Raw genomic sequence first — 21850 nt, 5'->3', positions numbered from 1 at the left:
ATACGCCAGCGCCTGCATGTTGGCTGCGCGGCGAAGCGCCATCGGGCGCGGTTCGGCGTTCCGTCGCGGCATGGCCGTTGGCAACGGCAGGAGGGCAAGAACGCGACGGCGCTCCCTTGCCGACCCGTTCCAGGAGACCCTCCTTTCGGTATCGTGGGCCGACAGGACGTTGTGCCGTGGCGTGTGGCCCATGCCGCACCCTCTGCGCCGCGACCTGATGCACCTCACCCAGCCAGGAGTCCGCATGCCGCTGTATCCCCTGTTCGCCGACCTGGCTGGACGCCGCGTGCTGGTCGTCGGTGGTGGCGAGGTGGCGATGCGCAAGATCGAGGCGCTGCTGCACGCCGGCGCGGACGTGCTGGTCTACGCGCACGCGCTCAATGCCACGGTGGCGCAGTGGCTGGCGCAGGGCCGGCTGCAGCGCGCCGACGGCGCCTTCGATCCGCAGTGGCTGGACGAGGCCTGGCTGGTCGTGGCGGCCACCGACGACGACGCCTTCAATCGGCAGTTGGCCGAACAGGCCGGCGCGCGGCGCAAGTGGGTCAACGTGGTCGACGACGCCGCGCTGTCGACCTTCCAGGTGCCGGCGATCATCGACCGCGACCCGCTGCTGATCGCGATTTCCTCCAGCGGCGCGGCACCGATGCTGGCGCGGCGCCTGCGCGAGCGCTGGGAAACCGAACTGGACCATTCCTATGCCGAACTGGCGCAACTGTTCGCACGCCACCGCGCCGACATCCGCGCGCGCCTGCCGCAGCTGGCGCAGCGCCGGCGCTGGTTCGAGCAGGTGCTGGAGGGGCCGGTGCAGACGCTGCTGCAGAGCGGCCAGCACGCCGCCGCCGAGCAGGCCTTCGCCGACAGCCTGCAGCGCAGCGACGAGGTACCGCGGCAGGGCAGCGTGTGGCTGGTCGGCACCGGCAGTGGCGATCCCGGCGCGCTGACGCTGAAGGCGCTGCGCGCGCTCAACCAGGCCGACCTGTTGCTGTGCGGTGCGCAGGTGAATGCGGCGGTACTGGGCCTGGCGCGCCGCGATGCCAGCCGCCAGCCGCTGCCGGACGATCCGGCCGCGCACCTGGCGTTGCTGATCGAACAGACGCAGGCCGGGCAGCGCGTGGTCAGCCTGCTGCCGGGCGATGCGTTCCGGCAGCCGCCGCATGCGGCGCTGGCGATGCAATTGGCCGCCGCCGGCATCGCCTGCGAGGTGGTGCCCGGCGTCGCGCCGGGCTGACCCCTACGCCGGCAGCGGCGGCACCGGTGCGTCGGCCGCACGTTCGCGGTTCGCCACCACCAGGTGCTTGCGCATGCCCACCCACAACGCCAGGGACAGCAGCGAGACGCCGCCCAGCAGCAGGAACGCGGCGCGATAGCCGAACGCCTGTGCGATCCAGCCGCCCAGCGCCGGACTCAGCGCCGCGCCGACGCCCTGCATCGTCATCACCGCGCCCTGCCCTACGTTGACCCGGCCGGTGCCCTGCAGCAGGTGCGCCACCAGCGCCGGCACCGCCACGCTCTGCAGGCCGGCGCCGACGCCGTCGAGGATCTGCACCGGGAACACGCCCCAGGTATGGATGAAGCTGGCGGCGATCAGCCCGCGCAGCGGCAGCGCCAGGAAGGTCAGCAGCAGGACCCACCAGTGTCCGCGCACGCGGATCAGGCGCATCGCCAGCAGCGAGACCAGCACCATGGTCGCCTGGGCGACGATGATGGTGGTGGCGGTCAGCGCATTCGGATCGCCCTGGTGCGCGGCCACCACCGCCATGCCGTACAGCGGCAGCATCGCCGCATTGCCGAGATGAAACAGCGCCAGCGCCGCGGCCAGCACCAGCAAGGGTTTGCAGGTCAGCAGCACCGACCAGCCGCTGACGTGGGCGCCGTCGGCGTCCTCCTTCTCGGCCATGCCGCGCGCGGCACGGTGATCGATGGCGTCGCGCGGAATCAGCAACACCGACACGATCGCCAGCACGCCGAAGCAGCCGGTCAGCACGAACACCGCGCCGAAGCCGAACTTCCAGCCGAGCACGCCGGCCAGCGCCGCGGCCACCACGTTGCCGGCATGGCTGCCGACCTGGTTGCGCGCGATCTGGTGATCGAAGCCGGCCTGCCGCACCAGGCCCAGGGTGATGCCGGACAACGCCGGCCCCAGTGCGGCGGCGGCAAGCGCGGTCATCACCTGTGCGGCGATGACGCCCGGCAGCGTCGGCGACCACCACAGCAGCGCCGAGGCCAGCAGGATCATGCTGCAGCCGACCACCACGATGCTGCGCTTGCGCTTGGTCGCATCGACCAGCGCGCCGCCTGGTGTGGTGGCGAGCATGCCGACGATGCCGCCGGCAGTCATCACCGAGCCGATCGCGCCCAGCGACCAGCCCTTGGATTGCAGGAACACGCTCAGGAACGGGCCGAGCCCGTCCTGCACGTCGGCCATGGTGAAGTTGAGCGCCTCCAGTGCGCGCGTGCCACGCGGGCGCTGGCGCTGACCGGCGCCGCTCATGCGCGCACCGCCGGAAACGCCGACGGCGGCAGGGACAGGAAAGCGCGGTGCTGCGCAGGTGCGACGGGCGGCATGACGGTGTCCTGGAGGAGCGGAGGGAAACACAGGCGCGGCGGTGGCCAGGGGCACACCGCCGCGACGGCTCGGCACTTAGTGGGGCTTCGGCTTGGGCTTGGGTTTCGGCTTCGGCCCGTCCTTCGGCGCAGCATCATGCGCATGCCCGTGCAACGGCTTGTGATGAGGCTTGGGCGGCTTCGGTTTCGCCGCCAACGGCTGCAGCGTCGCGTCGCTCGCACCCAGCGCCTGCGCATGCAGCACCTGGCCATGCGCGGACTCCAGCCGCTCGCCCTGCGCCGCCAGCGGCTTGCCGGCGGCCAACCAATGCGCCTGTTCCGGCACCGCGTGCGGCGGGAAGCGCACGATCAGCCCATCCTCCAGCAGCGCGCCATGCACCTGCCCGTGCGGGCCGTGCAGCAGCCGCGCGATGGTGCCGGCGTGGCGCACCGCGTCCTGCGCGGGCTTGGGCTTGCCCGGCGGCTTCGGCTTGGGCTTGGGGGGCCCGGCATGCGGACCTTCGTCGACGATGCGGTCGGCCCCGTCCGGGTCCACCGCCAGCGCCACCAGCACATCGGCGCCGCGCGGCTTGAGTCCGCGCACGCCCAGGCTGGCACCGGGACGCAGCGCCTGCAGCAGTTGCGCCGACAGGTGCGGCGGGGTGTGCACTTCGGTGCCATCGTCGAACAGCAGACCGTCGACGTCGGCCTTGGGGTTGAGCAGGAAGCGCGCGAGCGTGCCGCGGGTTTCCGGCAGGGAATCGGGATCGACCCAATGCATTGCATTCTCCAGACGAACAAGGGGGATGCCGGCGGCGGCCGGCAGCGCCCGCCGCGAACGGCGGGCGCATGGGGTCAAGCGTGCGCGACGGACCGGATCAGCCTGCCGCCGGCGGCGGCGGGGGCGGATTCGCCGGCGCACCCGGGGCGCCGGCCGGCGGCGGCGGAGCGGCCGGCGGCGCAGGCGGCGCCGGCGGTGCGAACACTTCGTGCTGCGAGTTGCGATCGCGGCCCAGATGGGTCGCTTCCAGCGAACGCCCGATCATGGTCACCACGCCGAAGCCGCTGACGCTCAACGGCGCGCCGACGCGCAGCAGGTCGGGGTACTGCTGCGCCACGTGCGGCGGCATCCGCACGATGGTGCCGTCGCTGAGCAGCACGCCGCCGGTCTCGCCACGCGGGCCGTAGATCAGGCGGTCGATGCGGCCATCCGCCTGCAGCGGAGTCAGTGCCGGCGGAGCCGGAGGCGCCGGCGGCGGCGTCGCCGGATTCGGCGGACGGTCGACCACCTGCTTGCCGCTGCGGCGATCGGTGACGGTGTAGGCCTGCAGCACCGCCAGGTCGCCGAGACGGTAGCCCTGCACGTTCACCGCGTCGCCGCGGCGCACGGCGGCCTGCAGGTCGGCCGACAGATGCGGCGGGAATCCGACCTGGGTGCCATTGGTCAGCCAGAAGCCATCGACATCGCCATTGGGGTTGAGCATGAACCGCTCCACCGTGCCATCGATGCCGACGGGGGTGGCGGCCACCGGGGGCACCCCGGGCGCGCCAGGAGCACCCGGAGGCGCGGGCGGAGCCGGCGGCGGCGGCGGAACCTGGGCGACGGCAGTGGCAGCGGCGGTGGCCAACACCAGGGACAGAGCGAGTGCGCTACGACGGATCATGGACGTTCTCCTGAGCGGCAAGGGGGAGCCGCTCGCAGGAGAGGTAATGCAGAGGCCGTGCCAACTTTTAAAGCATTGATATCTAAGGCAATCGACGACCGATCCGGCCTCGGGGGCGTCTCCATTCCATCCACACCTGTCCGCTTTGCGGACAGGTGTGGATGGAATGTAATTGGGGATTGGGGATTCGTCACAGCAACGCATCCGGCGGCACGCACTTTGACGAATCCCCAATCCCAAATCCCCAATCCCGCGGCGCGCCAGCGCGCCGCTACAGCCCGTACTCGTCGAGCTTGCGGTACAGGAGTTGGCGATGGATGCCCAACCGGCGCGCGGCCTCGGCGCGGTTGCCGTGGGCCTGGGTCAGCGCGGCCTGGATCATCTGCCGTTCCAGTTGCGCGATCGCCTGCGGCAGGGTCAGCGCATCGGTCTCCAGTGCTGCCGGCGACTCGGACGACGGCGACGCCAGCAGTTCGTCCAGGTCGTGCGCCTCGATCACCGGCGCACGCACCAGCACCTGGCAACGTTGCATGGCATTGCGCAGCTCGCGCACGTTGCCCGGCCACGGGTAGCTGCGCAGGCGCGCCTGCGCCGCGGGCGCCAGCGTCTGCGGCGCGCTGGCCCCGGCTGCGAGGAAGTGCTGCGCGAGCAACAGGATGTCGTCGCCGCGCTCGCGCAGCGGCGGCAGTTCGATCGGCACCACGTTGAGCCGGTAGCGCAGGTCGCTGCGGAAGCGCCCGGCGTCCACCGCCTGCAGCAGGTCGCGGTGGGTGGCGGCGATCACCCTCACGTCCACCTTCTGCGCGCCGCGCCCGCCCAGCGGCGACACCTCCCCTTCCTGCAGGAAGCGCAGCAGCTTGGCCTGCATCGGCAAGGGCATGTCGCCGATCTCGTCGAGGAACAGGGTGCCGCCGTCGGCGTCGCGGATCAGGCCATTGCGGTCGCTCGCCGCGCCGGAGAACGCGCCCTTGCGGTAGCCGAACAGTTCGCTCTCCATCAGCTCGGCGGGGATGGCCGCGCAGTTGATCGCCACGAACGGCTGCGTGGCGCGGGCGCTGGCACGGTGCAGCGCGCGCGCCGCAAGTTCCTTGCCGGTGCCGGTCTCGCCGGTGATCAGCACCGGCAGGTCGGAGGCGGCCGCCAGGCCGATGCGCTTGTGCACGGTGCGCATCGCCGCGCTATGGCCGAGCAGCGCGTCCTCCTCCTCGGCCGGCCGTGCCGGCGCGGCGTCCGGCGCGGCGTCGCCACGGCTGCGCAGCGCGCGCTCGACCACCTCGGCGATATCGGCACGGCCCACCGGCTTGACCAGGTGATCGAAGGCGCCGAGCTTCATCGCCTCGATGGTGTTGCCGCTGGAGGCGTGCGCGGTGAGCATCACCAGCGGCACGCGCATGGCCTGGGCGTCGTCCTGGCGCGCGCGCATCAGCGCGATGCCGTCCATGCCGGGCATGCGGAAATCGACGAAGGCCAGGTCGATGCCGTCCTCGCCCAGGCGCGCCAGGCCCTCGCGCGGGTCGGCGACGGCGATGGTGTCGTGGCCGAAGGAGCGCAGGGTCGCCTGCAGCGTGCTCAGGAATGCGGTGTCGTCGTCGATGATCAGGATGCGCGCCATGGCAGTTCCAGGCTGAACTCGGTGATGCCGTCGCGGTGCGCGTACTGCGCCTCGCCGCCGTGCGCACGGGCGATCTCGCGCACCAGCGCCAGGCCCAGGCCGTTGCCGTCGCTGCGGCCGCTGGCGAAGGGTTCGAACAGGTGCGCGGCCACCGGCGCCGGCACCGGCGCGCCGTGGTTGCGCACGCGCAGGCGCAGGCGGTCGTCCTCGGCCTGCACCGCCAGGGTCACCTCGGTCCCGGGCGTGGCGTGCTGCAGGGCATTGCGCAGCAGGTTGTGCAGCGCACGGGCGGCCTGCTGCGGATCGAGCATCCACTGCGCTGGCGCGGCCTCCAGGCGCAGCACGACCGGCGGCGCCTGCCCCTCCCACTCGGCCGGGGCAAGCAGCGCCTGCAGCCATGGCTGCAGGTCCACGGTCTGCCGCTGCAGGCGGATCGGCTGGACCATGCCGAGCAGGCTTTCGACCACGCCATCCAGGCGCTGGATCTGCGCCAGCATCAGCTGCGCCTGGGCGTCGTCGAAGCCATCCGCGCGCGCGGCGATCTGGTTCTCCAGGGCCAGGCGCAGGGTCGCGATGGGGTTGCGGATCTCGTGCGCCACGGTCGCGGTCATGCGCCCGAGCGCGACCAGGCGCTCGTTCCGCGACAGTTCCTCGCCGAGCCGGCGGGTCTCGGCCAGCGCCTGCGCGCTGCGCTGCGCGTAGTCGGTGACGGCGGCGCCGAGCCGGTCCAGCTCCGGCGCGCCGGTGCGCGGGATCTCCGGCACCTCGGCAGGCGTCGCCAGCGCCTGCTGGATGCCTTGCAGGCGCTGGCTCCAGCGCCGTACCACCCAACCCAACGCCCACGCCGAGACCACCACCAGGGCCAGGATCAGCGCCAGGCCCAAGGCCAGCGGCAGGCTGGCCGCCGCATCGCTGGAGGCGACCCGGGTCATGGTCCAGGCCGCGGCGTTGCGATCCAGCGGACAGGCCGCGATCAGCAGGCTCTCGCGCTGCCCGTCGCGGCGGTAGTCCACCGTGTGCTGCGCGTCCACGCCGCGTTGCGCGGTGGCGACGATGACGTTGCGCTCGGCCGAGGGCACGTCGGTCTTGTGCTCGGTGCCGTCGTAGGTGGGATAGGCATAGGCGAGGAAGCCGCGCTGGCGGTCCCAGAACCCGCCCTCCACGCCGGTGGCATCGGTGAGCACCAGTTGCGTGACCACCGCCGCCAGGCCGGCGCCGTCGCTGCCGTGGGCGGCGACGCTGGCACCGTTGTAGCGCTGCACCATGCGCGTGCACACCTCGCGCAGCCCGGTCTGCGCGCGCTCGGCACGCACGCCCTCGCTGTGCCGGTACAGCCCCACCAACACCACCGCCATGCCCACGCAGGCGGCGACGATGACGATCCAGATCAGCAGCAGTTGCCGCAGCAGCGAACGGGGCATGGCCTACCTTGGGCGCACGGGAGGAGTGGAACGAACCGCGGGGATCGTAACCGGGACACCGCGCGGCCGCGACTCAGCGCGGCCACCACACCGTCGCGCGCGTTCGCATCCGTGTGGCGCGGCGCTGCGATTGCAGGGTCACGCTCAGCGCAGGTTGGTCTTGACCAGCTCCAGCACCTCGTCGCCGCGCCCGCTCATGACCGCGCGCAGCAGGTACAGGCCCATGCCCTTGGCCTGTTCCAGCTTGATCGCCGGCGGGATCGCCAGTTCCTGGCTGGCCACGCGCACGTCCACCAGCGCCGGCCCGGGATGCGCGAACGCCTCGCGCAGGGCGGGCTCCAGTTGCGCCGATTCGTCCACGCGCAGGCCCAGGATGCCCATCGCGTTGCTCATCGCGGCGAAGTCCGGATTGCTCAGGTCGGTGCCGGTGTCCAGATAGCCGGCCGACTTCATCTCCATCGCCACGAAGCCGAGCGAGCCGTTGTTGTAGACCACCACCTTCACCGGCAGGCCGAGCTGGGCCAGGGTGATGAAGTCGCCCATCAGCATGGTGAAGCCGCCATCGCCGGACAGCGAGATCACCTGCCGGCGCGGGAACTGCGCCTGTGCGCCCAACGCCTGCGGCATCGCATTGGCCATCGAGCCGTGGTTGAACGACCCGAGCAGGCGGCGCTGGCCGTTCATGGTCAGGTAGCGCGCCGCCCACACCGTCGGCGTGCCGACGTCGCAGGTGAAGATGGCATCGGCATCGGCCAGTGCATCGACCATGCGGGTGACGAACTGCGGATGCAGCGGCTCGCCGGGCGCCGAGGCCACCGCCAGATCGTCCAGCCCTTCGCGGGCCTTGCGGTAGTGGGCGAGCGACTTCTCCAGGAACCCACGGTCCTCGCGCCGCTGCAACCGCGGCAGCAGCGCGGCGATGGTCTCGCGCACGTCGGCAGCGATGCCCAGCTGCAACGGCGTGCGCCGGCCCAGCGCGGCGGGGTCGTTGTCGACCTGCACGATGGTGGCGTCCTTGGGATAGAACTGCCGGTACGGGAAGTCTGTGCCGAGCATCAGCAGGGTGTCGCAGTTGAGCATGGCCTGGTAGCCGGAGCTGAAGCCGATCAGGCCGGTCATGCCGACATCAAACGGGTTGTCCCACTCCACGTGCTCCTTGCCGCGCAGTGCATGCACGATCGGCGCACCGAGCGCGTCGGCCAGCGCCACCACCTCGTCGTGCGCGCCGGCGCAGCCGCTGCCGCACAGCAAGGTGGTGGCCTTGCTCGCCTGCAGCAGATCGGCCAGCTTGGCCACGTCGGCGTCGGCCGGCAGGATGCGCGGCGTGGCCAGCGCCGGCCACTTCGTCGGCGTGCCCTTGGGCATTTCCTGCAGGGCCACGTCGCCGGGAATCACCACCACCGCCACGCCGCGGCGCAGGATCGCCGTGCGCATCGCCCGCTGCAGCACCTCCGGCATCTGCGCCGGATTGGTCACCAGTTCGACGTAGTGGCTGCACTCGCGGAACAGTTCCTGCGGGTGGGTCTCCTGGAAATAGCTCAGGCCGATCTCCGAGGACGGGATGTGCGCGGCGATCGCCAGCACCGGCTGGTGACTGCGGTGGCAGTCGAACAGGCCATTGATCAGGTGCAGATTGCCGGGGCCGCAACTGCCGGCGCAGACCGCGAGCCTGCCGCTGACCGCGGCTTCCGCGCCGGCGGCGAAGGCAGCCACTTCCTCGTGGCGGACGTGCATCCACTCGATGCTGTCCATCTGCCGCAGCGCATCGGTCAGGCCGTTGAGGCTGTCGCCGGTGACGCCCCAGATCCGCTCCACGCCCGCGCTGTGCAGGGTTTCGGCGAGCAGGCGGGCCATGGTCTGCTTGGACATACGCGCTTATCTCCGGGTGGGGAGGCGCATGGTCGCACCGTGCGCGTTACCGACACGTGGCGCCGACGGCAAGCGCATGCGCTTGCCGAACGCGTGTTCAGCGCGCGGTGCGGCTAATCTTCGCCGCGTGCAGCGGCAGGATCGCGCGCCGCGTCGCCCGCCTCATCCTCGTGATAGGTACCGGGCGTGGCGGCCTTGCCGTGGGCGCCGCCCGCATGCTCGCCGGTGGCGCCATAGGTGCCGGCCTGGCCGAGGTTGGGCTGGCTGCGCCCGCTGCGGTCCTCTCCGTGGTCCTGCGGTGTCCGTGCCTGCGGCGGCGGCATCGGCTGCGACGGCACGTCGCGGTCGCGACCGCGCGGCACGCCGCTGTCGGAGGCAACATCATCGCCTTGCGTGCCGCGGTAGGCGGCCTGGCGGACATCGTGCGTGCCGGTGGAAGATGGGGTGCGCTGGGCCATGACGGTCTCCTGCAGAAGCGGGTGAGCGCGTCACGCTAGGCCGGCCGCGGTTAGCCAGGGCACAAGGCGCGATGAAGGCCGCGCGAGCAGCACCTGGATTGCCGACCGGTAGCACCACGCCGCACGCACGCAGCGTGCACGCGTGCGCCACCTGCGTTGGCCGACGCTGGCGGTTCCTTCCGCACTGGAGTCCTGCGATGTCCGGTCTACTCTGGAAACTTGCGCTGGCCGGCACGGCCTATGCCGCCTTCCGCGCCTATCGCCGTCAGACCCAATCTCCCCTCTCCGACACGGCCGCGTCCATGCCCTCTGCCGAACCCGACGAGGGCCGCGCCACGCCGTCGCACGGCGACACCCTGCAGGCCGCCGAGCGCGCGTCGACCACCGCCGCGACCGACGACCCGGACGGCGCCGTCCCGGCCTGATCATGCGACGCGCAGCGGCGTGTCGGGCGTACTGCCGACACGCCGCTCCTGCCAGTGGCAGCCGCGCGGGTGTCAGTCAGTCCTTGGGGCGATCGTGGGTCTCGCGGCCGTCGCCGTGGCGGGCGTTGCGCGCACGTAGAGCCTCGCCTGCCTTGCGCGCCAATGCCTCGTATTGGCGGCGGATCTCTTCCAGCCGCTTCTCGTCCAGTTCTTCCAGATCCAGCAGTTCGTTGTTGGCCTTGGCGCTGACCCTGATGAGTTCGTCGAGCTTGATCTGCATCGCCGCGGTGTCGGCGTTCTGGGTGTGCTGGATCAGGAACACCATCAGGAAGGTGATGATGGTGGTGCCGGTGTTGATGACCAGTTGCCAGGTGTCGTTGAAGCCGAACACCGGCCCGCTGATGCCCCAGATCAGCACGATCGCCACGGCGATGCAGAATGTCCATGGCGTGCCGGCCGCATAGGACGCCTTCTTGGCGACGACATTGAACAGCTTGGCAGGTTTCATCGCAGGCCCTCGCACAACGGGAGATGCCTGTAACGCCGTCGCCGGCATGTGCAGGCGACCAGGATGATCTGCAGCGCGCCGTGAGCGAGACGTGCACATCGCGCCAGCGCCAAGCCAACGCAAAAGGCGGGGTTGCCCCCGCCTTTTTACGATTCCTGCCGTGGCGCTCAGCCGGCCTGTTGCGTCGCCGCCCGCAGCGCGCGCGCCGGGCGCGGCCGGCTCGGGAAGGCATGGCGCAGGATCCGCCACACCACCTGGCCGAACTGCCGCGGCAGCGAACCGGTGTTGTAGTGCTGGCCGTAGCGCGCGCAGATCTCGCGCACCTGCACCGCCAGCGCCGCGTAGCGGTTGGCCGGCACGTCCGGGAAGAAGTGGTGTTCGATCTGGTGGCTGAGGTTGCCCGACAGCACGTTCAGCAGCTTGCCGCCGGCCAGGTTGGACGATCCGCGCAGCTGGCGCAGGTACCAGTGCCCGCGCGACTCGTTCTTGATCGACTCCTTGGGGAAGGTCTCGGCGTCGGCGGTGAAGTGGCCGCAGAAGATGATCACGAAGGTCCAGATGCTGCGCAGCACGTTGGCGGCCAGGTTGCCCAGCAGCACCGGCAGGAAGAACGGGCCGGCCAGGGCCGGGAACAGGATGTAGTCCTTGAAGATCTGCCGGCCCATCTTGCGCCCGACCGGCAGGAACGTGCGCTTCAATTCGCCGCGCTTCATCTTGCCGGCCAGCCAGCGGCCCAGGCGCAGGTCCTGGATCGCCACGCCCCATTCGAACAGCAGCGCGAACACCACCGCGATGAACGGCTGCGCCAGGTAGAACGGGCGCCAGCGCTGCTCGGGGAAGATGCGCAGCAGGCCATAGCCGATGTCGTCGTCCATGCCGCGCACGTTGGTGTAGGTGTGGTGCTTGAAGTTGTGCGTCTTGCGCCAGTTGTCGCCGGTGGCGACGATGTCCCACTCGTAGGTGTTGCCGTTCAGATGCGCATCGCCCATCCAGTCGTACTGGCCGTGCATCACGTTGTGGCCCAGTTCCATGTTTTCCAGGATCTTGGACAGGGTCAGCAGCAGCACGCCGGCGATCCACGCCGGCACCAGCACGCTGTGCACGAAGGCGCCCAGGAACAGCAGCGCGCGGCCGGCCACGCCGGTGTAGCGCACCGCGGCGACGATGCGGCGGATGTAGCGCGCGTCGCGCGCGCCCAGGTCAGCCAGGGTGCGCGTGCGCAGCGCGTCCAGTTCGTCGCCGAAGGCCTGCAGTTCGGCCGGGGTGAGTGCGCGGTTGCGGGGAGCGGCCATGGGGAAATCCTTCAGAGGTCCAGGGTCAGGTCGCTGCTGGCGCTGTTGACGCACAGCTTCAGCGAACCGGGTTCGGCGGCGTGGGCGCCGCTGAGCAGATCACGGGTGACGCCGGCCTGCTTGCCGCAGGCGCAGCTGTTGCAGATGCCCATGCGGCAGCCGTGCTTGGGCCGCAGGCCTTCGGCTTCCAGTGCGGTGAGCAGCGACTGGCCGCGCGGCAGCTGCAGCACGCGACCGCTGCGCGCCAGGGTCACCGCCACGGTGCCCTGCTCGACATCGGCCGGTGCCGGCGGCGGGCTGAACGCCTCGGCCTGGAAGCGCGCCACCTGTTGCTGCAGGCGCGTACGTGCGGCCTGCACGAAACCGCCCGGGCCGCAGGCCAGCACCTGCGCCTGCCCCAGGTCACCCAGGGCCTCCAGCGGCAGCGTGTCCACGCGCGGCGCCGGCGTTTCGCCCTCGCCGGTGATGGCCAGATGCAGGCGGAAGCGCGGATGCGCCGCCGCCAGCGCCTGCAGTTCGTCGCGAAAGCAGACCTGGTCGTGGCGCCGCGCCCAGTACAGCAGGTCGACGTCGGCCGGCATGCCGGCCTCGGCCAGTTGCCGCAACAACGCGCGCATCGGGGTGATGCCGCTGCCGGCGGCCAGCAGCAGCCAGCGGCCGTGCGGCGCGGTCGGCAGCACCATCTCGCCGTAGGCCTGGCCGAGTTCGAACACCTCGCCGATGCGCGCGGCACCGGCCAGGTATTGACTGACCCGGCCGCCATCGACGGTCTTGACCGTGATCGCCAGGCGCCCGCCCGGCAACGGCGTGGGGCTGTAGCTGCGCAGCAGCCGGCGGCCATCGATCTCCACGCCCAGCTCCACGTGCTGGCCGGCGCGCAGGCCGCGCCAGTGGCGGTTGGGCTGCAGCACCAGGGTCACCGCGTCGCTGCTGGCGGCCTCGCGCTGCACCAGGCGCGCGCGCGGACGCTGCCAGGTCCACAACGGATGCAGTCGGGTAGACCAGAAATCGAACACGTCCGGCTTGACCCAGGCGCGCAGGGCGCGGGCGGCGGGGCGGAGCTTGGCGGGACGGCGGGCAGCGTTCATGGGTCCACTATACAGGCACAGATACAGATGTCTATACACTTGTGCATTCAGCGAAAGCGGTATCATCCGCCATTGCCTGGCCCGGTCTGCCCATGACGACGATCTCCCCTCCCCCGTCCGCGGACACGCCGAACGCCCGCAAGGGCGCGATCTCGCGCGAAGACCTGCTGGCGGCGGCGCTTAAGCTGATCGGGCCGCACCGCAGCGTGTCCACGCTGAGCCTGCGCGAGGTCACCCGCGAGGCCGGCATCGCCCCCAACAGCTTCTACCGCCAGTTCCGCGACATGGACGAGCTGGCGGTGGCGCTGATCGACCTGGCCGGCAGCTCGCTGCGCACCATCATCGGCCAGGCGCGGCAGCGCGCCGCCGGCACCCGCCGCAGCATCATCCTCAGTTCCGTGGAGACTTTCATGGAACAGTTGCGCGCCGACGACAAGCTGCTGCACGTCCTGTTACGCGAGGGCACGGTCGGCTCGGACGCGTTCAAGCACGCGGTGGACCGCGAGCTGAACTATTTCGAGGACGAACTGCGCGTGGACCTGATCCGCCTGGCCGCGCTGGAAGGCGCGCCGCTGCACGAACCGGCACTGGTGTCCAAGGCGATCACCCGGCTGGTGTTCGCGATGGGCGCCACCGCGATGGACCTGCCGCCGGAGAAGGACCCGGAACTGATCCGCCAGATCACCGCGATGCTGCGCATGATCATCGTCGGATCGCGCACGCTCGCCGCGGGCTGAGTGCGCGGCGCGGCGGCACCCGCCACCACGGGCGGCCGCCGGTGCGGGGTTTCACCCGCGTCGTGACACGACGCCGACACGGCCTTGGCCCCCGCTTTACCCGTGCCTGCCCACCCTCATTGGACACTCCCCCAAGCGAGGCATGCACATGGCCATCCCGAATTACCCGTCGCCGCCGTTCAAGGCGCAGCAGCAATCCTTCCCCGGCAAGACCCAGGCCATGGATCCGAAACCGGACCATGGCGAAGACAGCTATGTCGGCCACGGCCTGCTGCAGGGCAAGCGCACCCTGATCACCGGCGGCGACAGCGGCATCGGCGCCGCGGTGGCGATCGCCTATGCGCGCGAAGGCGCCGACGTCGCCATCGCCTACCTGCCCGATGAGCAGGACGACGCCGAGCGCATCGCCAAGCTGGTCGAAGACGCGGGCGTGCGCGTGCTGCTGCATCCGTGCGACATCAGCGACCGCGCGCAGGCCGAGGCGTTGATCAAGACCGTGGCCGAGGCCTTCGGCGGCCTCGACGTGCTGGTCAACAATGCGGCCTACCAGCGCTACTTCCACAGCTTCGACGAGATCACCCTCGACGAATGGGAGAAGACCTTCGCCACCAACGTGCACGCGCCGTTCCACTTGGTGCGGCTGGCGCTGCCGCACATGCCCGAAGGCGGTTCGATCATCAATACCGCCTCGGTGAACTCGAAGAAGCCCACGCCCAACATCCTGCCGTATTCGGCCACCAAGGGCGCGCTGGCCAACCTGACCATCGGCCTGGCCGGCCTGCTCGCCGAGAAGAAGATCCGCGTCAACGCGGTGCTGCCGGGCCCGATCTGGACCCCGTTCATCCCTACCGGCATGGACGAGGAATCGGTGCGCACCTTCGGCGAACAGACCCCGTTCGGCCGCCCCGGGCAACCGGCGGAGCTGGCTTCGGCCTATGTGCTGTTGGCCGCCGATACCTCGAGCTATACCTCGGGCACGCTGCTGACGATCTCTGGTGGGGCGGTGACGCTGTAGGGCGGGGATCGGGAGTGGGAAATTGGAAATGGGAACAGCACCGCGTCTGACGGTGCTGTAGGAGCGGCTTCAGCCGCGACGATGTTCCTCGTGATGTCTGTCACTGCGCTTCTCCAACGCAGGCGCGCGCATCGGACACGCAACGCAATACCTGCTGCCGTTCCGGCAGCAGGCCATCGATCCATTGCACTCTCATGTAGGAGCGGCTTCAGCCGCGACGGGCGTTCCCGCGAGCGCCTGTCGCGGCTGAAGCCGCTCCTACGAGCAGCATGCGGCATCCGCGCATTACTCCTTTCGCCTTTCGCCCTTCGCCACCGTGTACATCTCCTCACGCCGCATCTCGCACGGTATTCACCCTGCGCTGCACCTGCTCTAACGGCGGCGGGTCTAGGTTGATCGCACAGGGGAAAAACACACGGACGCGCGATGCGATGCAGGTGCGTCGCGCACAACATCTGGAGCGATATCCATGACCCGAAGCAACACCGAACGCTTGTTGAAGTGGCTGCAGGACGCCTACGCGATGGAGCAGGAGGCCAACACCATGCTCACTGCCACCGCCGGGCGCCTGGAGCACTACCCGCAGCTGAAGGCGCGCATCGAGCAGCATGTCAACGAAACCCGCGATCAGTCCGAACGGGTCAAGCGCTGCATCGAGATCCTCGACGGCTCGATCCCCACGATCAAGGGCACGGTGGCGAGCGTGATGGCATCCGTACACGCCGCCGGCAATTCGATGATGAGCGATGAAGTGGTCAAGAGCCTGGGCGTGAGCTACGCCTTCGAGCACGTGGAGATCGCCAGCTATCGCGCGCTGGTCATCGCCGCCAAGGAAGCCGGGCAGACCGAGATCGCCGACATCTGCGCCGCCATCCTCGACCAGGAAATCGCCATGGCCGAATGGCTGATCGAGCACCAGGAAGCCACTGTCCTGGCCTTCCTGAAGCGCGAGCGCACCGAAGGCGAAACCGCCAAGCACTGAGCGCCGTCGTACACGACACGACGCGCGCGCATTCCCCCGCAGCACCACCATCCATTACCGACCGGAGACTCCCATGGCCGTCAAGACCATCGACGAATTGTTCATCCACGAGCTGTCGGACATCTACAGCGCCGAGAAGCAGCTGACCAAGGCCTTGCCGCGTCTGGCGCGCGCCTCCACCAACCCCGCGCTGCGCGCGGCGTTCGAGGCACACCTGGAGGAAACCCAGGGCCAGATCGAACGCATCGACCAGATCGTCGAAAAAGGCAACCTGCGCCTGAAGCGGATCAAGTGCGCCGCGATGGAAGGCCTGGTGGAGGAAGGCAAGGAAGTGATCGAATCGATCGAGGCCGGCCCGGTGCGCGATGCCGCATTGATCGGCGGTGCGCAGAAGGTCGAGCATTACGAGATCGCCTCCTACGGCACCCTCGCCGCCATGGCCAAGCAACTGGGCATGGACGATGCGCTGACCCTGCTGCTGGAAACGCTCAACGAAGAGAAGTCCACCGACGAGAAGCTGACCCTGCTCGCCGAACAGGGCGGCAACGAAGAAGCCGCGCGCAAGCGCAAGGCGGCCTGACCGCCCGGCCGCGGCTCGCCAGAGCGGGCCGCGGCATCCCAGACGCCTATCCCCCACGCGCGGCCGCCGGCCGCGCCATGACGTCGTCGCGACGTTCGGGCGGCACTCCAGGAGATTTTTCATGTTCATGCACAACAAGCGGCTGATGTACACGGTCCGCGTGGCACAGCCCGACCCGGCGCTGGCCTCGCTGATGCTGGAACAATTCGGTGGCCCGCAGGGCGAACTGGCCGCGGCCATGCGCTATTTCACCCAGGCCATCGGCGAGGTCGACCCCGGCCGCAAGGATCTGCTGTACGACATCGCCACCGAGGAACTGAGCCACCTGGAAATCATCGGCTCGATCATCGCCATGCTCAATCAGGGGCCGAAGGCGGTGCTGTCCGAAGGCATGGCCGAAGCCGAGGACATGCGCAACCTCACCCGCAACAACAACACCAGCCAGACCCAGCAGATCCTCTACGGCGGCGGCCCGGCCCTGGTCAATTCCAGCGGCGTGCCGTGGACGGCGGCCTATGTGGACAGCATCGGCGAACCGACGGCCGACCTGCGCTCCAACATCGCCGCCGAGGCCCGTGCCAAGATCGTGTACGAGCGGCTGATCAACGTCACCGACGATCCCGGCATCGTCGATGCGCTGACCTTCCTGATGACCCGCGAAGTGGCGCACCAGAAGTCCTTCGAGAAGGCGCTGTATTCCATCGAGCCGAACTTCCCGCCGGGCAAACTGCCGGGCGACCCGGCCTTCACCGATCGCTACTACGACATGTCGCAGGGCGATGGCGACATGCACGGTCCCTGGAACAGCGGCAGCCAATGGGAGGCCATTGCCGACCGCAATCGCCAGGTGGCCGTGGATGGCGGCAGCGGCATGCCGACCGTGGGCCTGAGCGAGCTGGAACAGAGCGCGCTGCAGGCGCTGGCGGCGCGCACGCTGTCGCAACCGGACAGCGACCCCACCACCGGTGCCGACCTGGGCGCGGGCCCCGGCGCCGGCTCGACCAAGGGCAGCGTGGCGCGCTAGCGCGCGATTCCACCGTCACATCCAGGCCGACGACACGCCGCGGTGCAGCTGCATCGCGGCGTGCGCGTGTCTGGCGATGCGCGCCAGAGGCCGCACCGAGCGGGCGCGTCGGCGAAGACACAGCGAGCTGCGCGCTGCCCGGGCGCTGCGCACGTAGTCCAAGGTGCGTCTGCCGGCCACCGTGGGCTCCTGCACGGCCGCGCCGTTCCTATCCCGGCCCCGCCATGTGCGCGAACGCCGCGCCGGCCCAGGCAGCGTGTGCGCTACGTCAGCTCAGCCGCGAACTCGCCGGCTCGCCATGGATCCAGCGCTGCGATGCACGGCCAGGCCAGGATCCCGGCGTAGCCAGCAGGGCCACTGGCCAACGCCACAAGGCAGGGATCGGCGATCAACGTCGTCCCCACCGACATGTGCGCAGCACTGCACTCAATCGCCGGTCTGCCGATGCGGCGCATGCACCGGCTTGGATTGCGGGGAATCCTTCTGCCGCAGCCAGATGGTCAACACCACCAGCGCGAACACCGCCAGGAACTCGCTTTGCCAGTTCTGCATCGATTCGAACCAGAACTGCGCGCCGCTGACATGCTCCCAGAAGGACGGCGGCGGCCGCTGCTGCATCGCCTGTTCGGCCACCTCGTGGCGCCAACTGCCCAGCGCATGCAGCACGAAGCTGAGCAGGAACAGGGCGCCGAAGGCCAGCGCCAGCGAACGCTCGTACAACGCCAACCAGATGCCCCCTGCGCGCACCGGCCACGGCACCGGGCCGGGCGCGACGGCGTCATCCTCTTCTGCCGGCGACAGCGGCCGCGACTCGGCCGATCCCCACTGGCGCAGCTTCACCGTCAACACCACGTACATGCCCATCTGCAGGAACTCGCTCTCCCAGTTCTCGAACAGCGCGCCGATGAAATGCCCGCTGTGCAGGTACTGCCACATCGGCAATGCCGCCAGCCCCTGCTGGCGCAGTTCCTCGTTGTAGGCCTGGTGACCGCTGAGCGCCTGGCCGGCCATGAACAGCAAGCTCAGCGCCAGCAACACGATCGACAGGCTGTTGCGTTTCCAGAACATGCAGTGGGCTCTCCTCCACGCGCCACCATGCGGGCGCGCCGTCGCTGCGACCATAGGCAGCGACGAGCAAAGAGCGGATGAAGAAGCTGGGGCGATGCGCCTCGGCTGCCAAGCGCTGCCGTCACCTGTCGGCGCGGCTTCCGCCGCGATCGAATGCGTGGGAAATCACGGTCGCGGCTGAAGCCGCTCCTACAACAATGTGGGAGCGACATCCGTCGCGACGGTGCCTTCCCGGGAAAGCCCATCGCGACGGAAGTCGCTCCCACACAGGCGAGAAGGCCATGGCGTGGCGGCAGAGGCCACCACGCCGCCCCTGCTCAGAACTCTTCCCACTCCGCGCTGTCCGCCGGCACGCCCTGGATCGGGCGTGGCGTGGCCGCCGGCTGCCGCACGGGGGCCGCCGGCTTGGGCTTAGAGGCGGCAACGACGGCACGCAGCGGCGGCCTGGCCGGCTGCGGCTTCGCCACTCGGGCCGGAACCGCGCTGACGGCGGCGCCACCGGCGAGGCGGAACACCGCCACCGCGCGCGCCAGCTCCGCCGCCTGGTCCTCCATGCTCTTGGCCGCCGCGCTGGCCTCTTCCACCAGTGCCGCGTTCTGCTGGGTGCTCTCGTCCAGCTGCATCACCGTCTTGCTGACCTGGTCGATGCCCGCACTCTGCTCGGCGCTGGCAGCGGAGATCTCGGCCATGATGTCGGTGACCCGCTTCACCGAGGTGACCACCTCGGCCATGGTGGTACCGGCACGGTTGACCAGGGTCGAGCCCTGCTCCACTTCCTGCACCGAATCGGAGATCAGGGCCTTGATCTCCTTGGCCGCGGCCGCCGAGCGCTGCGCCAGCGAGCGCACTTCCGAGGCCACCACCGCGAAGCCGCGGCCCTGCTCGCCGGCGCGCGCGGCTTCCACCGCCGCGTTCAACGCCAGGATGTTGGTCTGGAACGCGATGCCGTCGATCACGCCGATGATGTCGGCGATGCGTGCCGAGGCGGCGCTGATCGAGGCCATCGTCGTCACCACCTCCTCCACCGCGCGGCCGCCGTTCTCGGCCACCTCGCCGGTGCTCAGCACCAGTTGGTTGGCCTGGCGCGCGCTGTCGGCGTTCTGCTTGACCGTGGAGGTCAGTTCCTCCATCGAGGCGGCCGTCTCTTCCAGGCTGGCCGCCTGCTGCTCGGTGCGCACCGACAGGTCGCTGTTGCCGCTGGCGATCTCGCTGGCGGCGGTGTTGATCGAGCCGACCGCGCGCTGGATGCCCTGCACGATGCCGGTCAGCTGCTCCGCGGTGCGGTTGGCGGCGTCGGCGAGCTTGCCGAACGCGCCTTCGTAGCGCACGTCCACGCGCTGCGACAGGTCGCCATCGGCGATCGCGCCCATGATCCGGCCGACGTCGGCCAGGCCACTGTCGGCCTGGCGCATCAGCCGGTTCAGCGCTTCCACCATTTCCTTGAACGCGAACTCGTAGCGCGCCGCGTCGCCCCGCGCGCTGAAGTCGCCACGGGCCGCCGCATCGGCCAGGCGCGCGATGTCGCCGTTGACCGCAGACAGGTTGGCCTTGACCACGTCCAGCGCCTCGTGCAGCGCGGCGCGCTGGCCCGGCAGCCGGCGCATGTCGCGGCGCAGGTCGCCGCGGCCGTACTCGTCCATGATCGCCATCGCCTCGACGATCGCGTCCAGGTGTTCGAACAGGGCGGTGTTCATGCCATGCGCCAAGGTGCCGTAGTCGCCGGGGAAGTCCTCCGGCATGCGGTGGCTGATGTCCTCGCCCTGCTGCAGCCGCACCAGGGTCTGCATTTCGCCGTTGAAGCGCTGCAGCTGGGTCTGCATCTGCTGCATGCTGGTCATCAACTGCCCGGTCTCGTCGCGCGACTCCACCTTGATCGGATTGTCGAAGCGGCCCGAGGCGATCGCCTCGGCCGTCCGCGTGGCACCGCGCAGCGGCGCGACGATGGCACCGGCGATCAGCCAGCACAGGCCCACCACCAGCGCCACCAGGCCGGCGCCGATCACGGTCAGCACCTTGGTGAACCCCATTGCCTCGGCCTGGATGTCTTCGGCGTACACGCCCATCACCAGCACCCAGTTCCATTGCGGGTACAGCGCGGCGTAGCTGATCTTCGGCAACTGCTCTTTCTTGCCGGGCTTGGGCGCGGTGTAGTAGCTGAAGCCGTCGCCGCTGCGCACCGCGGTCTGGATATCGCGATAGACGTACTCGCCGGCGTCGCTCTTGTAGCCGCTCATGTCGGTGCCGACCGCGCGCTTGGGATGCATGACGATGCGCATCTGCGGATCGACGATGAAAAAGTAGTCCACGCCGCGGTTGGTCTTCATGTCGGCGAGCGCACCCTTGGCCGCCGCCTGCGCCTGCGCCTCGGTCATCTCGCCGCGCTTGGCCAGGTCGGCGTAGTGCTGCATCACGCTCAGGCCCATGTCCACCTGGGTCTTCACGGTCTGCTTGCGCGCATCGATCAGGTCGAGATATTGCAGGCGTGCCGCCGCGACGGCCAGCAGGATCACGCCGAGCGCGATCAACACGCACAGCACGACGAACTTGCGTGCCATGGGCAGGTTGGCGATACGGCGGCGCAGGAACTGGATGGGATTCATGGTGTCAGGAAAAACCCTAAAAACGGACTCTGGTATCGGCCCGCAGGCATGTGAACTTGAACCGCAGCGGGTTGGGCGACATGAACGCACACCACAGTTCTGCGCTGGAGGCGCTCCCGGTCAGGCCATCGCCGCATCGAGCGGCGTCGCGGCCGCATGCGGTGTGGCGGCATGCGGCTCCCACACCAGGCGATGGAAGTCGAAGCCGTGCTGCAGCCGCGGCTTGACCACGTTGAAGTAGGGCGACACGTCGAAGTCGCGCGGCAGCGTCAGGCTGTGGTGGCGCGCATGCAGGATCTCCGCATCCTCCGCCGCGTCGGCGTCCGCCGGCGGCGCCTGGTCGATCTCCGGCAGGATCGGGTAGCGGATCGCGCCGAAGGCCTGCGCCAGCAGCGTCGAGCAGATCGCCCGGGTCGGCTCGCCGCTGCCCAGTTCCAGGAAGCGGCGCTTCACCGACGACGGCAGCGGCGGCGTGCGGATCAGGTAGCGCGCCAGGTCGAAGATGTTCTTCAGGTCGTAGCTGTTGCCGACCCGCGAGACCATGTACTCCACCACGGTCTCGATCTCCTGCGCGCTCAATCCGACCGGGCGGCAGATGCGCGTGTGCAGGCCGGCGAACTCGCTCAACCCCACCAGGCGCACACCGACATTGATGTCGACATCGCAGAACAGCGGCGCTTCCTCGCCGGGCATCGCGGCCACGTGGTCGCCGATGTACAGCGCCGCGTGCGACCAGGTGGACTGGCTCAGGTACTTGATGGCGGTGGAGAAGCGGCTGTTGCCCTCGACCAGCAGCACGTCGCCCTTGCGCAGCGTGGCGCGCAGCAGCTGCGGCGGGCTGGTCGGCAGTTGCGAGCCGTGGCGGCGCGGCTTGGACAGAAACTTGGCCAGGTGGCGGCCCAGCAAACGTGGCAAGGACAGCATGCGCGTTCCCCCCCAGGGACGGCCGCTTCGGCGAAACGG

Annotated in this window: 19 protein-coding genes and 1 pseudogene; 7 read left to right on the top strand and 13 right to left on the bottom strand. The window is 69.8% G+C overall.

What is annotated here, in order from left to right; genetic code table 11:
- Positions 1 to 244 precede the first annotated feature (244 nt).
- The gene (locus M3U25_RS10370; protein ID WP_355499044.1) at positions 245 to 1228 is read left to right on the top strand and encodes an NAD(P)-dependent oxidoreductase; all 984 of its coding nucleotides are present in this window, start codon (positions 245 to 247) and stop codon (positions 1226 to 1228) included.
- A gap of 3 nt (positions 1229 to 1231) precedes the next feature.
- On the opposite strand, the gene M3U25_RS10365 is transcribed toward M3U25_RS10370, so the two are convergent.
- The 7 genes from M3U25_RS10365 to M3U25_RS10335 form a co-directional block, all read right to left on the bottom strand.
- A complete protein-coding gene (locus tag M3U25_RS10365) occupies positions 1232 to 2491 on the bottom strand; it encodes an MFS transporter (protein ID WP_355499047.1) in 1260 nt (419 codons plus the stop codon).
- 150 nt (positions 2492 to 2641) lie between these two features.
- Entirely contained in the window at positions 2642 to 3325 is a 684-nt protein-coding gene (locus tag M3U25_RS10360; RefSeq protein WP_160945505.1) for a hypothetical protein, read from the bottom strand.
- Between the two features lie 97 nt (positions 3326 to 3422).
- The gene (locus M3U25_RS10355) at positions 3423 to 4208 is read right to left on the bottom strand and encodes a hypothetical protein (RefSeq protein WP_355499051.1); all 786 of its coding nucleotides are present in this window, start codon (positions 4206 to 4208) and stop codon (positions 3423 to 3425) included.
- 271 nt (positions 4209 to 4479) lie between these two features.
- Positions 4480 to 5820, bottom strand: a complete 1341-nt coding sequence (locus tag M3U25_RS10350) for a sigma-54 dependent transcriptional regulator (protein WP_355499054.1) — start codon at positions 5818 to 5820, stop codon at positions 4480 to 4482.
- Positions 5805 to 7241, bottom strand: coding sequence for a HAMP domain-containing sensor histidine kinase (locus M3U25_RS10345; RefSeq protein WP_355499057.1), 1437 nt, complete (start codon positions 7239 to 7241; stop codon positions 5805 to 5807). Before M3U25_RS10345 ends, M3U25_RS10350 begins: the two co-directional genes overlap by 16 nt.
- A 144-nt stretch (positions 7242 to 7385) precedes the next feature.
- Positions 7386 to 9095, bottom strand: a complete 1710-nt coding sequence (poxB, locus tag M3U25_RS10340) for a ubiquinone-dependent pyruvate dehydrogenase (protein WP_355499268.1) — start codon at positions 9093 to 9095, stop codon at positions 7386 to 7388.
- A 128-nt stretch (positions 9096 to 9223) separates the two neighbouring features.
- A complete protein-coding gene (locus M3U25_RS10335; RefSeq protein ID WP_355499060.1) occupies positions 9224 to 9568 on the bottom strand; it encodes a hypothetical protein in 345 nt (114 codons plus the stop codon).
- 197 nt (positions 9569 to 9765) lie between these two features.
- On the opposite strand from M3U25_RS10335, the gene M3U25_RS10330 reads away from it, so the two are divergent.
- Positions 9766 to 9993, top strand: coding sequence for a hypothetical protein (locus tag M3U25_RS10330; protein ID WP_355499063.1), 228 nt, complete (start codon positions 9766 to 9768; stop codon positions 9991 to 9993).
- A gap of 76 nt (positions 9994 to 10069) precedes the next feature.
- Here M3U25_RS10330 and M3U25_RS10325 read toward each other — a convergent pair whose 3' ends face one another.
- From M3U25_RS10325 to M3U25_RS10315, 3 genes are all read right to left on the bottom strand, one after another.
- Entirely contained in the window at positions 10070 to 10501 is a 432-nt protein-coding gene (locus tag M3U25_RS10325; RefSeq protein ID WP_019796955.1) for a low affinity iron permease family protein, read from the bottom strand.
- A gap of 167 nt (positions 10502 to 10668) precedes the next feature.
- Positions 10669 to 11793 (bottom strand): acyl-CoA desaturase, encoded by a 1125-nt coding sequence (locus tag M3U25_RS10320; RefSeq protein WP_242160076.1) that lies wholly within the window; start codon positions 11791 to 11793, stop codon positions 10669 to 10671.
- 11 nt (positions 11794 to 11804) lie between these two features.
- Positions 11805 to 12881, bottom strand: coding sequence for a ferredoxin reductase (locus tag M3U25_RS10315; RefSeq protein WP_355499067.1), 1077 nt, complete (start codon positions 12879 to 12881; stop codon positions 11805 to 11807).
- A gap of 92 nt (positions 12882 to 12973) precedes the next feature.
- On the opposite strand from M3U25_RS10315, the gene fabR reads away from it, so the two are divergent.
- From fabR to M3U25_RS10290, 5 genes are all read left to right on the top strand, one after another.
- Positions 12974 to 13618 (top strand): HTH-type transcriptional repressor FabR, encoded by a 645-nt coding sequence (gene fabR, locus M3U25_RS10310; protein ID WP_242160074.1) that lies wholly within the window; start codon positions 12974 to 12976, stop codon positions 13616 to 13618.
- Between the two features lie 148 nt (positions 13619 to 13766).
- A complete protein-coding gene (locus M3U25_RS10305; protein WP_355499070.1) occupies positions 13767 to 14633 on the top strand; it encodes an SDR family oxidoreductase in 867 nt (288 codons plus the stop codon).
- A 469-nt stretch (positions 14634 to 15102) separates the two neighbouring features.
- A complete protein-coding gene (locus tag M3U25_RS10300; RefSeq protein WP_355499073.1) occupies positions 15103 to 15615 on the top strand; it encodes a ferritin-like domain-containing protein in 513 nt (170 codons plus the stop codon).
- A gap of 73 nt (positions 15616 to 15688) precedes the next feature.
- Positions 15689 to 16195 (top strand): DUF892 family protein, encoded by a 507-nt coding sequence (locus tag M3U25_RS10295; protein WP_019795902.1) that lies wholly within the window; start codon positions 15689 to 15691, stop codon positions 16193 to 16195.
- Positions 16196 to 16316: 121 nt separating this feature from the next.
- Positions 16317 to 17219, top strand: coding sequence for a manganese catalase family protein (locus M3U25_RS10290; RefSeq protein WP_242160071.1), 903 nt, complete (start codon positions 16317 to 16319; stop codon positions 17217 to 17219).
- Between the two features lie 426 nt (positions 17220 to 17645).
- Here M3U25_RS10290 and M3U25_RS10285 read toward each other — a convergent pair whose 3' ends face one another.
- The 3 genes and pseudogenes from M3U25_RS10285 to M3U25_RS10275 form a co-directional block, all read right to left on the bottom strand.
- Positions 17646 to 18287, bottom strand: a complete 642-nt coding sequence (locus tag M3U25_RS10285; protein WP_242160070.1) for a DUF6766 family protein — start codon at positions 18285 to 18287, stop codon at positions 17646 to 17648.
- 503 nt (positions 18288 to 18790) lie between these two features.
- Positions 18791 to 20869: pseudogene (locus M3U25_RS10280) on the bottom strand (methyl-accepting chemotaxis protein); the annotation flags it as partial.
- Between the two features lie 138 nt (positions 20870 to 21007).
- Positions 21008 to 21811, bottom strand: coding sequence for a YiiX/YebB-like N1pC/P60 family cysteine hydrolase (locus M3U25_RS10275; RefSeq protein WP_242160069.1), 804 nt, complete (start codon positions 21809 to 21811; stop codon positions 21008 to 21010).
- Positions 21812 to 21850: the final 39 nt, after the last annotated feature.

The organism is Xanthomonas sp. PPL134, from assembly GCF_040595915.1.
Classification (GTDB): Bacteria; Pseudomonadota; Gammaproteobacteria; order Xanthomonadales; family Xanthomonadaceae; genus Xanthomonas_A; species Xanthomonas_A indica.
The sequence above is the reverse complement of the archived record's forward strand: the minus strand, read 5'-3'. Positions and strand labels throughout refer to the sequence as shown.

Bases quoted from the DNA above. Each gene is read 5' to 3' on its own strand.
- M3U25_RS10285 (WP_242160070.1), bottom strand. From the start codon at position 18,287: ATGTTCTGGAAACGCAACAGCCTGTCGATCGTGTTGCTGGCGCTGAGC.
- M3U25_RS10320 (WP_242160076.1), bottom strand. From the start codon at position 11,793: ATGGCCGCTCCCCGCAACCGCGCACTCACCCCGGCCGAACTGCAGGCC.
- M3U25_RS10335 (WP_355499060.1), bottom strand. From the start codon at position 9,568: ATGGCCCAGCGCACCCCATCTTCCACCGGCACGCACGATGTCCGCCAG.
- M3U25_RS10295 (WP_019795902.1), top strand. From the start codon at position 15,689: ATGGCCGTCAAGACCATCGACGAATTGTTCATCCACGAGCTGTCGGAC.
- M3U25_RS10330 (WP_355499063.1), top strand. From the start codon at position 9,766: ATGTCCGGTCTACTCTGGAAACTTGCGCTGGCCGGCACGGCCTATGCC.
- fabR (WP_242160074.1), top strand. From the start codon at position 12,974: ATGACGACGATCTCCCCTCCCCCGTCCGCGGACACGCCGAACGCCCGC.
- M3U25_RS10370 (WP_355499044.1), top strand. From the start codon at position 245: ATGCCGCTGTATCCCCTGTTCGCCGACCTGGCTGGACGCCGCGTGCTG.
- M3U25_RS10300 (WP_355499073.1), top strand. From the start codon at position 15,103: ATGACCCGAAGCAACACCGAACGCTTGTTGAAGTGGCTGCAGGACGCC.
- M3U25_RS10365 (WP_355499047.1), bottom strand. From the start codon at position 2,491: ATGAGCGGCGCCGGTCAGCGCCAGCGCCCGCGTGGCACGCGCGCACTG.
- M3U25_RS10315 (WP_355499067.1), bottom strand. From the start codon at position 12,881: ATGAACGCTGCCCGCCGTCCCGCCAAGCTCCGCCCCGCCGCCCGCGCC.
- M3U25_RS10275 (WP_242160069.1), bottom strand. From the start codon at position 21,811: ATGCTGTCCTTGCCACGTTTGCTGGGCCGCCACCTGGCCAAGTTTCTG.
- M3U25_RS10290 (WP_242160071.1), top strand. From the start codon at position 16,317: ATGTTCATGCACAACAAGCGGCTGATGTACACGGTCCGCGTGGCACAG.
- M3U25_RS10360 (WP_160945505.1), bottom strand. From the start codon at position 3,325: ATGCATTGGGTCGATCCCGATTCCCTGCCGGAAACCCGCGGCACGCTC.
- M3U25_RS10305 (WP_355499070.1), top strand. From the start codon at position 13,767: ATGGCCATCCCGAATTACCCGTCGCCGCCGTTCAAGGCGCAGCAGCAA.
- M3U25_RS10355 (WP_355499051.1), bottom strand. From the start codon at position 4,208: ATGATCCGTCGTAGCGCACTCGCTCTGTCCCTGGTGTTGGCCACCGCC.
- poxB (WP_355499268.1), bottom strand. From the start codon at position 9,095: ATGGCCCGCCTGCTCGCCGAAACCCTGCACAGCGCGGGCGTGGAGCGG.
- M3U25_RS10325 (WP_019796955.1), bottom strand. From the start codon at position 10,501: ATGAAACCTGCCAAGCTGTTCAATGTCGTCGCCAAGAAGGCGTCCTAT.
- M3U25_RS10345 (WP_355499057.1), bottom strand. From the start codon at position 7,241: ATGCCCCGTTCGCTGCTGCGGCAACTGCTGCTGATCTGGATCGTCATC.
- M3U25_RS10350 (WP_355499054.1), bottom strand. From the start codon at position 5,820: ATGGCGCGCATCCTGATCATCGACGACGACACCGCATTCCTGAGCACG.